The 14,690-nt window shown below is 41.2% G+C and carries 14 protein-coding genes and 1 riboswitch; of the genes, 13 read left to right on the forward strand and 1 reads right to left on the reverse strand.

The window, feature by feature from the left end; translation table 11 throughout:
- Nucleotides 1-492 precede the first annotated feature (492 nt).
- The 13 genes from rpoD (at nt 493) to yfaE (ending at nt 12,997) form a co-directional block, all read left to right on the forward strand.
- On the forward strand, nt 493-2,412 hold the full coding sequence (gene rpoD / locus JMX18_RS04275; RefSeq protein WP_201584779.1) for an RNA polymerase sigma factor RpoD: 1,920 nt from the start codon (nt 493-495) through the stop codon (nt 2,410-2,412).
- 122 nt (nt 2,413-2,534) lie between these two features.
- A riboswitch (TPP riboswitch) is annotated at nt 2,535-2,649 on the forward strand.
- Between the two features lie 132 nt (nt 2,650-2,781).
- Complete coding sequence (gene tenA / locus JMX18_RS04280) at nt 2,782-3,429, forward strand: thiaminase II (protein ID WP_201584787.1); 648 nt, start codon at nt 2,782-2,784, stop codon at nt 3,427-3,429.
- Nucleotides 3,430-3,506: 77 nt separating this feature from the next.
- Entirely contained in the window at nt 3,507-4,205 is a 699-nt protein-coding gene (locus tag JMX18_RS04285; RefSeq protein ID WP_201584789.1) for a class I SAM-dependent DNA methyltransferase, read from the forward strand.
- Nucleotides 4,206-4,300: 95 nt separating this feature from the next.
- Complete coding sequence (locus tag JMX18_RS04290; RefSeq protein WP_201584791.1) at nt 4,301-4,696, forward strand: YbeD family protein; 396 nt, start codon at nt 4,301-4,303, stop codon at nt 4,694-4,696.
- 527 nt (nt 4,697-5,223) lie between these two features.
- The gene (gene nrdA, locus JMX18_RS04295) at nt 5,224-7,500 is read left to right on the forward strand and encodes a class 1a ribonucleoside-diphosphate reductase subunit alpha (protein ID WP_201584793.1); all 2,277 of its coding nucleotides are present in this window, start codon (nt 5,224-5,226) and stop codon (nt 7,498-7,500) included.
- A gap of 86 nt (nt 7,501-7,586) precedes the next feature.
- On the forward strand, nt 7,587-9,218 hold the full coding sequence (locus tag JMX18_RS04300) for a P-loop ATPase, Sll1717 family (RefSeq protein ID WP_201584795.1): 1,632 nt from the start codon (nt 7,587-7,589) through the stop codon (nt 9,216-9,218).
- Nucleotides 9,219-9,258: 40 nt separating this feature from the next.
- Nucleotides 9,259-9,921, forward strand: coding sequence for a DUF4145 domain-containing protein (locus tag JMX18_RS13190; RefSeq protein ID WP_227674555.1), 663 nt, complete (start codon nt 9,259-9,261; stop codon nt 9,919-9,921).
- A gap of 114 nt (nt 9,922-10,035) precedes the next feature.
- On the forward strand, nt 10,036-10,170 hold the full coding sequence (locus JMX18_RS13240; protein ID WP_265088812.1) for a hypothetical protein: 135 nt from the start codon (nt 10,036-10,038) through the stop codon (nt 10,168-10,170).
- A 317-nt stretch (nt 10,171-10,487) separates the two neighbouring features.
- On the forward strand, nt 10,488-10,739 hold the full coding sequence (locus JMX18_RS04310) for a type II toxin-antitoxin system Phd/YefM family antitoxin (protein ID WP_201584797.1): 252 nt from the start codon (nt 10,488-10,490) through the stop codon (nt 10,737-10,739).
- Nucleotides 10,729-11,016 (forward strand): type II toxin-antitoxin system RelE family toxin, encoded by a 288-nt coding sequence (locus tag JMX18_RS04315; RefSeq protein ID WP_201584799.1) that lies wholly within the window; start codon nt 10,729-10,731, stop codon nt 11,014-11,016. Before JMX18_RS04310 ends, JMX18_RS04315 begins: the two co-directional genes overlap by 11 nt.
- 41 nt (nt 11,017-11,057) lie before the next feature.
- Nucleotides 11,058-11,426, forward strand: a complete 369-nt coding sequence (locus JMX18_RS04320; RefSeq protein WP_201584801.1) for a hypothetical protein — start codon at nt 11,058-11,060, stop codon at nt 11,424-11,426.
- 64 nt (nt 11,427-11,490) lie between these two features.
- Entirely contained in the window at nt 11,491-12,624 is a 1,134-nt protein-coding gene (nrdB, locus tag JMX18_RS04325) for a class Ia ribonucleoside-diphosphate reductase subunit beta (RefSeq protein WP_201584807.1), read from the forward strand.
- A gap of 103 nt (nt 12,625-12,727) precedes the next feature.
- On the forward strand, nt 12,728-12,997 hold the full coding sequence (gene yfaE, locus JMX18_RS04330) for a class I ribonucleotide reductase maintenance protein YfaE (protein WP_201584809.1): 270 nt from the start codon (nt 12,728-12,730) through the stop codon (nt 12,995-12,997).
- A gap of 139 nt (nt 12,998-13,136) precedes the next feature.
- Here the strand turns inward: yfaE and JMX18_RS04335 are convergent, their stop codons facing one another.
- Nucleotides 13,137-14,468, reverse strand: coding sequence for a S1C family serine protease (locus JMX18_RS04335; protein ID WP_201584811.1), 1,332 nt, complete (start codon nt 14,466-14,468; stop codon nt 13,137-13,139).
- Between the last annotated feature and the right edge of the window lie 222 nt (nt 14,469-14,690).

Below are 14,690 nucleotides of genomic sequence, written 5' to 3' on the forward strand. Positions count from 1 at the left end.
ATCGGTATTGCCCCCACTATTTATAGTAATGCTAAAGATTGATATAAAAGTAGCATAAGCATGAACAGCCGTTACCAACTATAAAATATAGAGTCTATACCAAACCTATAGCCGATGATAAGTGACGCTAAAAGTAGCTGCTAAATTTATTAAACCAAGCTGGCAGCGGATTATTACAATTGTGTTTGAACGGGGTCGCCTGTGATAAACTATATCACGGTAATATGCGCCGCAAGGCTGAGGTTTAAATAGCCATAGTTTAGATGGCGAGGTCATTTTTATATTTTTGAGATGTTTTATTTTTAACCGTTTTTAGAAGTTGTTTTAAAAATGGTTATTGTAGTTTTTGAGCCTTTATTTATAACACTTCATTTTCCTAACTATACACTCCTTAAGCTATTTTGTGATTAATCTATCGATTAAATCAGCGCCCTGAGCAAGCGATAAGCCGTTATAGTAAGAAAATGTCCGATGCAATCAAAGCGAGTATTTATGAACGATAAGTCAGTTTCTAAATCCACCTCTCAGCTGGCCACCTTAATCCAAATGGGTAAAGAGCAAGGTTATCTCACCTATGCTGAGGTGAATGACCAGCTTCCCGACTCCATTACCGAAAGTGATCAGATTGAAGATATCGTCCAGATGTTAACTGACGTTGGTATCAAGATTTTTGAATCGGCGCCTGATGCTGATGATATTTTGATGAACGACGACTCAAGCGATGATGACATGGCAGCTGATGAGGCCGCAGCGGTATTAGCTTCGGTTGAAACCGAGCCTGGCCGTACGACTGACCCTGTACGTATGTATATGCGTGAGATGGGTACGGTTGATTTGCTGACTCGTGAAGGTGAGATTGCCATTGCCAAGCGTATCGAGGAAGGTATTCGTGACGTACAACATGCTATGGCATATTGGCCGGGCACGGTACGTTTTATCCTTGAAGAATATCAAAAAGTCCTCGATGGCGAAAAAAAGCTCTCCGACGTGATTACTGGCTTCTTAGATCCTGAAACCGAGGAAGACCGAGTAGCTGCCAAAGAAGAAAAAGATCGTATTAAAGAAGAAAGAGAAAAGGCTAAAGAAGAAAAGGAAAAAGCGCCTGTCATCAAAGCAAAAACTAAGGCCAAAGATGATGATGACGAAGACGAAGATGAAGTCGATGATACCGAAGAAGAAGCTGAAGAAGAAACCGGCGGTATCGATCCAGAAGAAGTACGTCTGCGCCTAGAAGAGATTGAAAATCTATTCAATATCGCCAAACAAGCTTTACTAGATTACGGCCGTGGCAGCCCACAAGCTAACGAAGCTTATGAGCAAATGGCAAATCGCTTTATGATGCTTAAGCTTAACAATCGTTTATCAGACCAAGTGATGGCTATTATGCACGACGTCTATGATGATGTGCGTAAACAAGAGCGTCAAATTATGCGTCTGGTTATTCGCCGTGGTCGCATGCCGCGTGAAGAGTTCCGTAAGACCTTCCCAAGCAATGAAACTAACGTTGACTGGCTAACCGAACGCTTAAAAGGCAAGCCTGCTTTTGCCGAAAATCTAGAAAAAGTGGTTGATGACGTTATTTTATTACAGCGTAAAATCCGTGATTACGAGCAGCAGCTCGACATGGAAATTCATGATATGAAAGACGTAGCTCGCCGGATGGCAGTAGGTGAAGCAAAAGCTCGCCGTGCCAAAAAAGAGATGGTAGAAGCTAACTTGCGTCTGGTTATCTCTATTGCCAAAAAATACACCAACCGTGGCCTACAGTTCTTAGATTTAATTCAAGAAGGTAACATTGGCCTTATGAAAGCGGTTGATAAGTTTGAATATCGTCGTGGTTATAAGTTCTCGACTTATGCTACTTGGTGGATTCGTCAGGCCATTACCCGTTCTATCGCTGACCAAGCACGCACCATTCGTATTCCGGTACACATGATAGAGACTATAAATAAGATCAACCGAGTCTCTCGTCAATTATTACAAGAAATGGGACGCGAGCCGACGCCTGAGGAATTAGGCGAACGCTTAGAGATGGACGAGGTCAAGGTACGTAAAGTGCTTAAGATTGCCAAAGAGCCTATTTCTATGGAAACCCCTATCGGTGATGATGAAGACTCACATTTAGGCGACTTTATTGAAGATGGTACGATCTCAAGCCCTGTTGATGACGCAACAGCGGCGGGCCTACAAGAAGCAACTCGTGATGTACTGAGTAACCTAACTGAACGTGAAGCACGCGTGCTAAAAATGCGCTTTGGTATCGATATGCCAACCGATCATACTTTAGAAGAAGTCGGTAAGCAGTTTGATGTAACCCGTGAGCGTATTCGTCAAATTGAGGCAAAAGCCCTGCGTAAACTGCGTCATCCTTCACGCTCTGAGCATCTGCGTTCTTTCTTAGAAAACGACTAAGCTATCTAACGATATTTAAACACAAAAAAGCTGAGCCATTGCTCAGCTTTTTTGTGCCTGTTTATAATACGCCTACCTCTTGCTAAGAGTAGCTGGATTCGTTTATCATAGCCTGATCGATTAAAACCTTGTCGGGGTGCTTTGATTTTAGTATTTAAAAATCTAAAATCATTGCTGAGAGATACCCGCGAACCTGATGCAGTTAGCACTGACGTAGGAAACAAGCGTGAGATTTTCCCAATTGACACTCAATTATGCCTTGCCAGTTTATATAACATAAACCGGTAGGGCTTTTTTGTGCCCGCTCTTCGTTGTTTCTTATCAGCTGCTTACTGAATACCATTATTTTTTTATAAGTAAGTGAGCGCTATGGACTATCAAACCCTCCGTAATAATTGTCCCGCATGGGATGATTACCTTCATCATGACTTTATCAATCAATTGGCTACCGGTACTCTGCCCAAAGACAGCTTTCGCCATTACTTGAAGCAGGACTACTTGTATTTGCTGCAATATACACGTGTGATGGCTTTGAGTGTTTATAAAAGCGACACTTTGGCACAAATGCGTCTTGGTCAAGCTGGCATTAATGCCATGCTAGATTTAGAAATCGGCATGTATTTAAATTTTTGTGACCAATGGGGTGTGAGTATTGAGGAAGTAGAAAGCACTGCAGAATCTACAGCGACTATTGCCTATAGCCGCTACTTATTAGATGCGGCCATGTCAGGCTCTTTAGCTGAGCTCTATGCTGCTATCGCCCCTTGTTTGATGGGCTATGGTGAGATTGGTAAACGTCTTCAAGCAGAAGGCTTCCTCCCTGATAACCCCTATCAGCCGTGGATTGATGTATTTGCCAGCGATGAGTTTCAAGCCATTACTGTCCAAAACGAAAACCATATTAATGAGCTACTGGGATCAGTAAGCCCTTCTCAAGGCGATAAGTTGCAACAACTGTTTAATACCGCCGCGCGTATGGAGGTTAATTTTTGGCAGATGGCTTTAGAGATTGCCTAAATAACTAGCTATTAGATAGTTAGATAGCAAACCTGCCCCTTTTATTTAAGTCAACAATACTACTCAGGAGAAATATTATGGCCGTATTTGACGAACATGCTAATGCATACGATAGCTGGTTTCTTGATAATCAAAATTTGCTTGCCAGCGAACTCAAACTGGTTGCTCACTTCTTAACTAAAGATAGCACTACCCTATCTATAGGCTGCGGTAGCGGACTGTTTGAGATGCTATTATTAAAGGATTATGACCTCTCTATCCACTATGGTGTTGAACCTTCAGCAGATATGGCCGCCATTGCCAAAAAACGAGGCTTAAAAGTCGATATCAGCCCCGCTGAAACTTATGAAATTGAGCCTGACAAATTTGATATTATTCTATTTAATGGCAGTGTCAGCTATATCAGTGATTTAGACTTATGTATTAAAAAGGCGTTTGCGGCGTTAAAATCTGGCGGTAAGCTGATCCTTATCGATGTGCCAAAAGAAAGCGGCTTTGCCAGCTTATACAACTTGGCAGGCTCTTTGGATACATGGTCACACCCCCTACTCGAGCACATCACACCCGCTAATCCTTATCCTATCGAGCTGGTAAAATCCGCCAATTGGCGTACTTCTGATGAGAAAATTAAGCTGATGCAAGCCAATGGATTTATAGATCTTGAGTATGCCCAAACCTTGCTTACCCATCCGATGTACGCTAATGACAAGGTGCAAGAGGTCATTGAAGGCTATGACCAAGGGGATTATGTAGCGATTTGCGGTTATAAGAGATAAGCCCTTGCTCACCGCCTCCCAGCACTTGAAAAACCGCCTAAGTGCCACTATAAACAGGGAACAAAGCTACTCTCCTAAAAAATAAGGATACCACTATGAGTGATGACCCAAAAAACACCAGCAACCAAAACTACAGTGATCAAGATCGAGCCCCTAAAAAAGAGTTTAAAGTCACTGAACTAGGGGTTAACGACGGCATCTTAAAAGGTAAAAAAACCGACATCCAAAACCCTGAGCTTTGGGAGTTCCCGATGGACTATCCTATGAGCATTATCGGTCACGAAGGTCAGCATGACAGCCTGCTTAATGAAGTCAAGCTAATCTTAGGCAGTCAATTCCCTGAATTTGACTTGGCTTCTATGGAAGTAAAACCCTCTAAAACTGGTCGCTTCCACTCTGTGCGTGTTAACTTGTACTTGACCGAGGTTGAGCAAGTGAACAGTCTATATGCTGCCCTCGATGATGCAGAAACGGTTCGTATGGTGGTATAGTAAACCTAGCTTAACAATGACCAAGTAAAATCACAATAACACTGAATCAGTACTGGATCAGTAAAACAATCGCTGCTCATAAGAGTGGCGATTTTTTATGTTATAGGTTACAATCAGCGCCCGTATATTTATCCCTATTATGACTAATAATAGTTACGCACTAACTACTAGGATATGTTGCTTATTTGACTCACTGTTTACAAAATAATTTATTATTTTAGTCAATTGCGTCTATCCCTTATCCCACCGCTCTTTGCCCAAGTTTAGATAGTCCTAACCTCTGCAACAACATAAATTTACTCTAAAATCAATATAGCATTTTCAAAATTTTCCCGCTATATTGTGCCTACCTACTAACAAATACGCTATATATAGTGCTTAGTGATTTTTATCATCATTATAAGCTGTAGTAAGCTTTTGCTTAAAAAAAGCTCAATACTGCAGCGCTAAAATGATAGCGCCATAAAAACCACAGATTAGGTTGGTTTACATCATATAAATCTTAGCAATCAGATAACGAGGGCAACATGACACATATCGACAAAATCCAAGTGACCAAACGTGATGGACGTTTAGAGCCCATTGATTTAGATAAAATCCATAAGGTCATTGAGTGGGCAGCTCACGATTTAGATAATGTGTCAGTGTCTCAAGTTGAGCTCAAGTCACACATTCAGTTTTACGAAGGTATCAAGACTCGTGATATTCACGAAACCATCATCAAATCAGCTGCGGATTTGATTTCAGAAGACACTCCTGATTATCAATATTTAGCGGCACGCCTAGCCATCTTCCATCTGCGCAAAATCGCTTATAACCGCTTTACCCCACCGCACTTATTTGATCATGTCAAAACTTTGACTGAAGCAGGTAAGTACGATGAGCATATTCTAGCCGATTATAGCCGTGCAGAGTTTGACGAGCTTGATGACTATATCGATCACTGGCGTGATATGAATCTGGCCTACGCTGCTGTTGAGCAGATGACTGGGAAATACCTGGTACAAGATCGGGTGACTAAGCGTGTTTACGAAAGCCCGCAGTTCTTATATATGCTGGTCGGTATGTGCCTGTTTGCCAATTATGACCAAGCTGAGCGCATGAGCTATGTCAAACGCTTTTACGATGCTTCTTCACAGTTTAAAATCTCCCTACCAACGCCTATTATGTCTGGTGTGCGCACCCCATCACGCCAGTTTAGCTCGTGCGTATTGATCGAGTGCGGCGATAGTCTCGACTCTATCAATGCCACTACTAGCGCTATCGTACGCTACGTGTCACAGCGTGCAGGCATCGGCATCAACGCCGGTCGTATTCGCGCCCTTGGTAGCCCGATTCGTGGCGGTGAAGCGCAGCATACCGGCTGTATTCCGTTTTACAAACTGTTCCAAACCGCAGTTAAGTGCTGCTCACAAGGCGGCGTACGCGGCGGTGCGGCTACCTTATTCTACCCGTTATGGCATTTAGAAGTTGAGTCGCTACTGGTACTCAAAAATAACCGCGGGGTTGAAGACAACCGTGTCCGTCATATGGATTACGGCGTACAGATTAACAAAACCCTTTATACCCGTTTGATTAAAGGCCAAGATATCAGCCTGTTCTCACCTTCTGATGTGCCAGGACTATACGACGCTTTCTTTGAAGATCAAGACGAGTTTGAAGCGCTCTACACCAAATACGAGCAAGATGAGTCTATTCGTAGCCGCCAAATTCCAGCAGCAGAGCTGTTCAGCCTGATGATGCAAGAGCGTGCCAGCACTGGTCGTATCTACATCCAAAACGTCGATCATTGCAACACCCATAGCCCATTTGATCCTACGGTGGCACCGATTCGCCAATCGAACCTATGCATGGAGATTGCGCTACCGACCAAACCTCTCGATAACATCAATGATGAAACTGGCGAGATTGCACTTTGTACTTTATCGGCGGTGAATCTAGGTAAAGTCGAAAATGTCAGCGATATCGAAGAGCCTGCTGAGCTCATTGTACGTGCGCTTGATGCCCTCCTCGACTACCAAGACTATCCAGTAAAAGCGGCTGAAAATGGCAGTATGCGCCGCCGTACTTTAGGGGTTGGGGTCATTAACTATGCTTATTACCTTGCCAAGAATGGCGTACGTTATTCAGACGGTTCGGCATTGGGTCTGACCCATCAAACTTTTGAAGCGCTACAGTATTATCTACTAAAAGCCTCAAATAAATTGGCAAAAGAGCAAGGCGCCTGCCCTGCCTTTAACGAGACCACCTATTCACAAGGTATCTTGCCTATTGATACTTATAAAAAGGACTTGGATCAGATTTGCCAAGAGCCGCTGCATTTAGACTGGGAAACTCTGCGTCAGGAAATCACTGAGCATGGCCTGCGTAACTCTACTTTGACTGCCCTTATGCCGTCTGAGACTTCTAGTCAAATTGCTAATGCCACCAATGGTATCGAGCCGCCACGTGGTTTGGTTTCTATTAAAGCCTCTAAAGACGGTATCCTCAAGCAAGTGGTTCCTGATATCGGTACGCTTAGAGACCAGTACGAGCTACTATGGCAAATGCCTAATAATGACGGCTATCTAAAGCTGGTCGCTGTGATGCAAAAGTTTGTTGACCAAAGTATCTCGGCCAATACCAACTATGATCCGACTCGTTATGAGGGTCAGCGAGTGCCGATGAAGACTTTGCTGAAAGACTTGTTGACGGCGTATAAACTGGGCGTGAAGACCTTGTATTATCACAACACTCGTGATGGTGCCAATGACGCACAAGCGGATATGGAAGATGATTGTGCTGGTGGGGCTTGTAAGATATAACCTATTTAAATTAGACGTTAATAGTAATTTGGGCTAATAGAAAATGTAGCCCAAATTACTATTATTTAAAACAGGTAATGATCATTATGGAAGATATAAAAATAAGACCTAATATGAAAATAGGTCAGTTGGATGCTGAAAGTGACGGTAAGTTTTTATCAGAATGTTATATCAACAACGGACTTATTGATGTTTTAATTAATACAAATACCAGTGAAGCTATAATTTTAGGAAGAACAGGAGCTGGGAAAACTGCATCTTTGCTAACTATAGATGAAAGAATAGATCAAGAGCATTCAAAGCTACTTGACTTAGAAAATGTCTTTTTAAGATACATAGACAATTCGAATATAATTAAATTTTTAACAGATAATGATGTTAATTTAGATCTATTCTACAAATATCTTTGGCGTCATGTTCTAACTGTTGAGTTTCTGAAATTGAAATATCCACATCTGAAAGACAAAGGTAAGTTCTTTCAATTTATAAACGATTTAAAAGATTTGATACGTCGTCCTGAGGAAAAAATTGCATTAAATTACTTAGAAGAGTGGTCTGATAAATATTGGGTTGAAACTGTAGAGAATATAGAAGAGATAGTAAAAAGTTTCTCTAATGATATAAGTGCAGGATTTGAAGCAGGTTTTTTTGATAGTAAGATATCTTTAGATGGTGGTCAAACCTTAACTGAAGAACAAAAAATTCAAGTTAAAAACAGAGCACAAAAAACAGTAAATAACCTACAAATATCTGAACTCTCTAAAGTAATCGATTTGATGGATAAACACGTATTTAACGATAGTAAAAAACCATACTATCTATTGATCGATAAACTAGACGAGAATTGGGTATCAATAGAAGTTAAATATAGTTTAATCAAAGGATTGATTGAAGAAATTAGACATTTTAGAAAAATTCAAAATGTGAAAATACTGGTATCTTTAAGAGTAGATTTATATCAACTGACTTTGGAGAAAACTCGTTCTAGTGGCTTTCAAGAAGATAAGTTACTGTCAATAATTTATAATCTAAACTGGACTGAAAAGGTATTAAAGGACATAGTTGATAAGCGTATTACTTTTTTATTTAAACATCAATACACAAACAAAAATATTGTTTTTGAAGACTTATTTCCTTCTACTAATAGTAGAAATGGCGATCCTTGGCAATACTTGATCAAAAGAACTTTCTGGAGACCAAGAGATATATTGCACTTTGTAAACTATTGTTTGAATCAGTCTATAGAAAAAAATCTAGTGGACTGGAGTTCAATATACAAGGCAGAAAAAGAGTATTCTAAAGAAAGATTGAAAGGATTGTATGAAGAATGGCATGACATCTACCCATCATTACAGTATCTGTCGTACTTACTATCGGACTCTAAAGAAATTATTTCTTTAGAAGATTTCAATATGATCTTATCTGAAGATAAACTTATAAGTTTTTACCAAATTCTTAAAAAGAATCAAGTCAGCGATGAAATTTCAAATAATATCTTTAGTTTTATAGATGATGGTATATCTAATAGAGAAGATATTATGTTCGAAATTTTAAGCTGTTTATACCGATCTGGCTTAGTAGGTCTTTCAGATAATTTGCCTGATAGTTTTGACTGGTCTTTCCGAAACTCTTCATATAAATCCAGTTTTGAATGTAGTCAATCTAAATGGATTAAAATTCATAAGATGTTCCATCAAGCCCTCAATACTAGAGTATAAATTCTTATGTACGATAACAGAATTAGTATAGGATTCTTCTATGAATTTTACTGAACCAGAATTTATGAAAGAAAGGTTTAACTGCCCTTTGTGCGGAACATACGCACATATGCGCTGGGAAAGGTTACACGATTCAAATAGGTACGTTAATTTCTTTATATCTAATTGTGCATGTTGTGATAAAAATAGTTTATGGAGAATAATTACCTTTAAGAGCCCTTTTAGTGAACCAGAAAATGCTGAACTAATATATCCAGATTTTGGATTTGCGGCATTGCCTGATGATGATATGCCTCATGACGTAAAGGTTGACTATGAAGAAGCTGCTAGAATTTTCTCTAAATCTCCTCGTGGTTCAGCAGCTTTGCTGAGATTAGGATTGCAAAAACTATGTAAGCATTTAGGTGAGGATGGAGAAAAGATAGATAAAGATATTCGCAGTCTCGCTGCCAAAAATATATTACCACCTATGGTCGTTAAAGTTGCCGATACGGTTCGTATAACAGGCAATAACGCGGTTCATCCTGGAACTATGTCAGAAGAAGATTTTGATAATGTTGCTTTTAAGATGTTTGATCTCCTAAATTTTATAGTTAGAAAAGGAATCTCTGAGCCTAAAGAGCTTGAAAATTTATATCAACTTACACCAGAAGGTCCTAGAAAAAGTGCAGAAGCTAAAGACGCTCAATCAAAGCAAGCGTAGGTTGGGTGGAGCTTGCGACACCCAACACTTTAAATAGATAATCTGTTGGGTCTCGTTCCTCGACACCAACCTACCTTTAGAACATAGCCGTTATTTTAGGCTGGAGTTACAATTTTGCAAAACCAAGATGCTGGGCTAAAGCCACAGCATCTACGCAAAACATATTCAACTCTAAGGCTTATGTTGGCTCGTGATGTAGGGTGCGCCCAGCGCACCGAAGATATGAATATTATGTTTGACGGTGCTTAAAAAGCACCCTACAAAAGAAACATACATAGCGATATTGATAAGAAAGACCAACCCTGCCCTAAAGAGGTCGTTTAGCCTCGACTGTAGCGGTATCCTGCTAACGCTGATGGCGATGCAGTCTCAGTCTGGGAGTGGTCGCTCGAACGTTGGAACGCTACCAGACTGGGTAGACTGCACGCCAGCGGCTAGGCAGATACAAGCGGTAGGCGGGATTGGCTACCCAAAATATTTAAAGTTAATACAACAACAAACAAGACCTAATTTTCGTGCTAAAATTAGCCCTATATTTAGAGCTTAATATTAGAGGAAAACCTATCATGCAACCGATATTTGCGACACAGACAGCCAGTATCTCAGAACTAAAAACCAACCCTTCGGCACTGATTAAACAGTCGGACGGTGAATCCATTGCTATTTTAAATCACAATAAACCTGTGGCTTACTTAGTCTCAACAGATATGTATGAGCGCATGATGGAAACGATGGACGATATGGCATTAAGTCAAACCGTTGATGCACGAATGAATGACGGGCAAGTACCTGTAAAGGTAACGTTGGATGACTTATAATCTTGAGTTTCATCCTTTAGCATTAAAAGAATGGAAAAAGTTAGCCCCCAGCATTCAGCAGCAATTTAAGAAAAAATTACAGCAGCGATTAGCAAACCCTCGTATTCCTGCTTCAAAACCTTCAGGACACACGGATACTTATAAAATTAAATTACGCACCATAGGTTACCGCCTAGTATATACCGTAAAAGAGGATGTGCTGGTAGTTTATGTATTAGCAGTAGGCAAAAGAGAAAATAACAAAGTATATGAAAGCCTTGGGTCGCACCAACCATAACTGAAACACAAAAAAATAAAAAATAAACGGAGGTCATAAACATGAAATATACCGCAATCATCAAAGACGGTGGTTTGTTTATACCTAACGTATTTTCAGATATAAATGATGGCAGCTCACATATTGTACAGGTAGAGATGGATATCGAAAACGTTCGTCAGCAATTAAACGAAAATGAAGCGCCCAAGAAAGCCGATGCAAAATCACCCAAAAAACAAGTAGCAAGGCAAGCAAAGAAAGCAGTGCACAAATCAGCAAAAGAGGTTGAGTTGGATACACCGCGCAACAGTGCTGTCGATGAGTTAGAAGCTTTAGACGATATAGAGCTCAGTGAAATCCTGAAAGCCTATATCAATGACGGACTCAATGATAAAGAAGAATCGCTACAAATATCTTTGGAAGACTTATAACCCATTTTTGTAAATGTTTTAAAAAATTTAAATCAATAACCATAAAACGGATAAAGGCAATATTATGACTTATTCAATTTTTTCCCAAACGCCAAACGATGCGCTTAAAGAGCCGATGTTTTTTGGTCAACCCGTCAACGTGGCGCGTTATGACCAGCAAAAGCATCCGATATTTGAGCAGCTGATCGAAAAGCAATTATCGTTTTTTTGGCGTCCAGAAGAGGTTGACGTATCCAAAGATCGGATTGATTATGGCAATCTATCCTCACATGAGCAGCATATTTTTATCAGTAATCTAAAATATCAGACCCTGCTTGACTCCATTCAAGGTCGTAGCCCTAACGTGGTGATGCTGCCTTTGGTGTCTATTCCTGAGCTGGAGACTTGGATTGAGACTTGGACGTTTTCTGAGACCATTCACTCACGCAGCTATACCCATATCATTCGTAATATCGTCAATGATCCCGGTATTGTGTTTGATGACATTATGCAAAATGAACATATCTTGCAGCGCGCCGCTGACATTGCAAAATACTACGACGATTTATACTATAACTCACAGCTGTACAATCTATACGGCGCAGGCACGCATAATATTAATGGCAAAGAGATTACCGTTGATTTGCGTACCCTAAAGAAACAGCTGTACTTGTGCATCATGGCGGTCAACGTCTTAGAGGCGATTCGCTTTTATGTATCCTTTGCTTGCTCGTTTGCTTTTGCTGAACGTAAGCTCATGGAAGGTAATGCTAAGATTATTAAACTGATTGCTCGTGATGAGGCGCTGCATTTGACCGGTACCCAGCACATGCTGAACCTAATGCGTAATGGTAAAGACGATCCGGAGATGGTCGAGATTGCCAAAGAGTGCTATGAGCAAAGTATTGATATCTTTACCAGTGCTGCTCAGCAAGAGAAAGAATGGGCGGGCTACCTGTTCAAAGACGGCTCGATGATTGGCTTGAACAAAGACATTCTGTGTCAGTATATCGAATATATCACTAACTTACGTATGGAAGCGGTTGGCCTGCCATCAGCGTTCCCGAACTCCAAATCAAATCCAATTCCTTGGATCAATACTTGGCTGTCATCTGATAACGTGCAAGTAGCGCCACAAGAGACCGAAATCAGCTCGTACTTGGTCGGTCAGATTGATTCGGACTTGTCAGATAGTGATTTTGATGATTTTGAACTGTAAGGTTGCAGCGCTAATTATTTATATAGCAGCCTAAAGGTTAGCAGTAGTTTGGATGTTAAGAATAGCTTAGATTTAGCAAGAACAAGGTATGACAAGGTGCATTATGACATGGGTGATGACCAGTAAAACCAAGTTTTATTTACACGACGATGAGAGCCTACTCGATGGGCTACTTCGTACTGGCCATGATGTTAATTTTCAGTGCCGTGAAGGTTATTGTGGCAGTTGTCGTATTCGAAAAGTGGCAAGCTCACATCCGGTTAGTTACCCTTTTCCTCCGCTCGCCATGATTGAAAAAAATGAGATACTGCCTTGCTGCTGTCAGGTACGCGGCGTTATCTATCTTGATCATGAAATGGTAAAAGACTCCTAATTCTATCTAAGATGCATGCCATGCATAGTTTATAAGCTCAAGGTCTCCAAAATTAGAAAAGTGCGCTACCTTTAAACAGGTAGCGCACTTTTTTAGCTAGAGATTACCAGGCTATCGATACTTTTATTGAGCCTAGCCTTTACTGAGGTGCGCCATTATTTTCAAATAGTTTAAGTAGCTCTTCACGCATACGATCACGCTCCTCTTCTGACATCATCGGTACTTCCTGCTCCTCACCTCGTATATCAGGATGGCCACGACCACCAAGACTTTCGTCATAGAGGATACGCGGGGGCTGCATTTCTTCCTGCGCTGGGCGCTCCTCTAAGGCCACTTGGACTTCAGCATTCTTACCATTACGTAATATCTGCGTATTTAACACCGTATCTGGCGACTTACGTGCTACATACTGAATCAGTTTATTTGCGTCCGTCATCTCGACATCGTCGATAGTTAAGATAATATCACCAACTTGTAAACCGCTTTTAGCAGCAGGTCCTTGTGGCACCACGTTTAGCACCTCGACACCAGTTGAAGTTTCCAGCTGAGTTGGATCACGCAGCTGTGATTGAATCTCAATACCAAGCCAACCACGGCTTACGCGGCCATCTTTAATCAGTGCATTCATCACCTGCTCAACGATAGCTGTCGGAATTGCAAAGCCAATACCCATTGAACCGCCAGAGCGAGAGAAAATGACTGTATTGATACCGACCAATTCACCACGAGCATCGACCAGCGCCCCGCCTGAGTTACCTGGGTTGATAGCGGCATCAGTCTGGATGAAGTCCTCAAACTTATTGACTCCTAGCCCCGTACGGCCAGTAGCTGAGATGATCCCTTGGGTTACTGTTTGACCTACACCGAATGGGTTACCAATCGCCAGGGCCAAGTCGCCCACCCGGCTAGGAGCTTCTCGAAATGCCAGCGGTGTCAAACCGTTCATATCGACCTTAATCACTGCCAAATCACTGTCAGGATCCGTACCAATAATTTTTGCGCGGCTTTTACGACCATCATTGAAGGCAACGGTAATTTCATCAGCCTTTTCGATCACATGAGCATTAGTCACAATGTAACCGTCTTCTGAGACAATCACCCCAGAGCCTAAGTTAGTCGGGCCATTACCTTGCGGAGTATTACCATGGAATTCAAAAAAACGGCGTAATACTGGATCATCCATATAAGGATGTTCTGCCATAGCTTGGGTGGTATAGATATTGACCACTGATTGTGAAGCTCGGGCTACGGCATTGTGATAAGACTCGATAGGATCTGGCGTATCAGCGACCGGCGCTTGTAGCTGTTGCTCACTAGGCTCCGTCCTAGGAGGTTCCCATGTTGCTTCTGATGATGGGGTCTTCATACTCATAAACAGCCAGATAAATGCCGCAATTAACGCCAGCAGTAAAACCCAAGGTAACCACTTCCAAACGGTGGACTTGCGATTGGTGTTCGGGGATGACGACATACAGAACCTCTATAAATGATTACAGATAAGCATAAACTTGCTAAAAACAACCCCTAAGCTCATTGATAGGCGTTATAAAATTATGAGAAAAAAGTATTTACAAACGTAAATTATAACTGGCAACCAGTAAGAATAGTAACGTATCGTGTACCATTTCAGTTATTAAGTAAACCCGATTTATAGCATTACAGCTTTGATATGGTATGCTTTTCTAGCCCATTA

It is taken from the genome of Psychrobacter jeotgali (assembly GCF_904846315.1).
In the GTDB taxonomy this organism is placed as follows: Bacteria; Pseudomonadota; Gammaproteobacteria; order Pseudomonadales; family Moraxellaceae; genus Psychrobacter; species Psychrobacter jeotgali.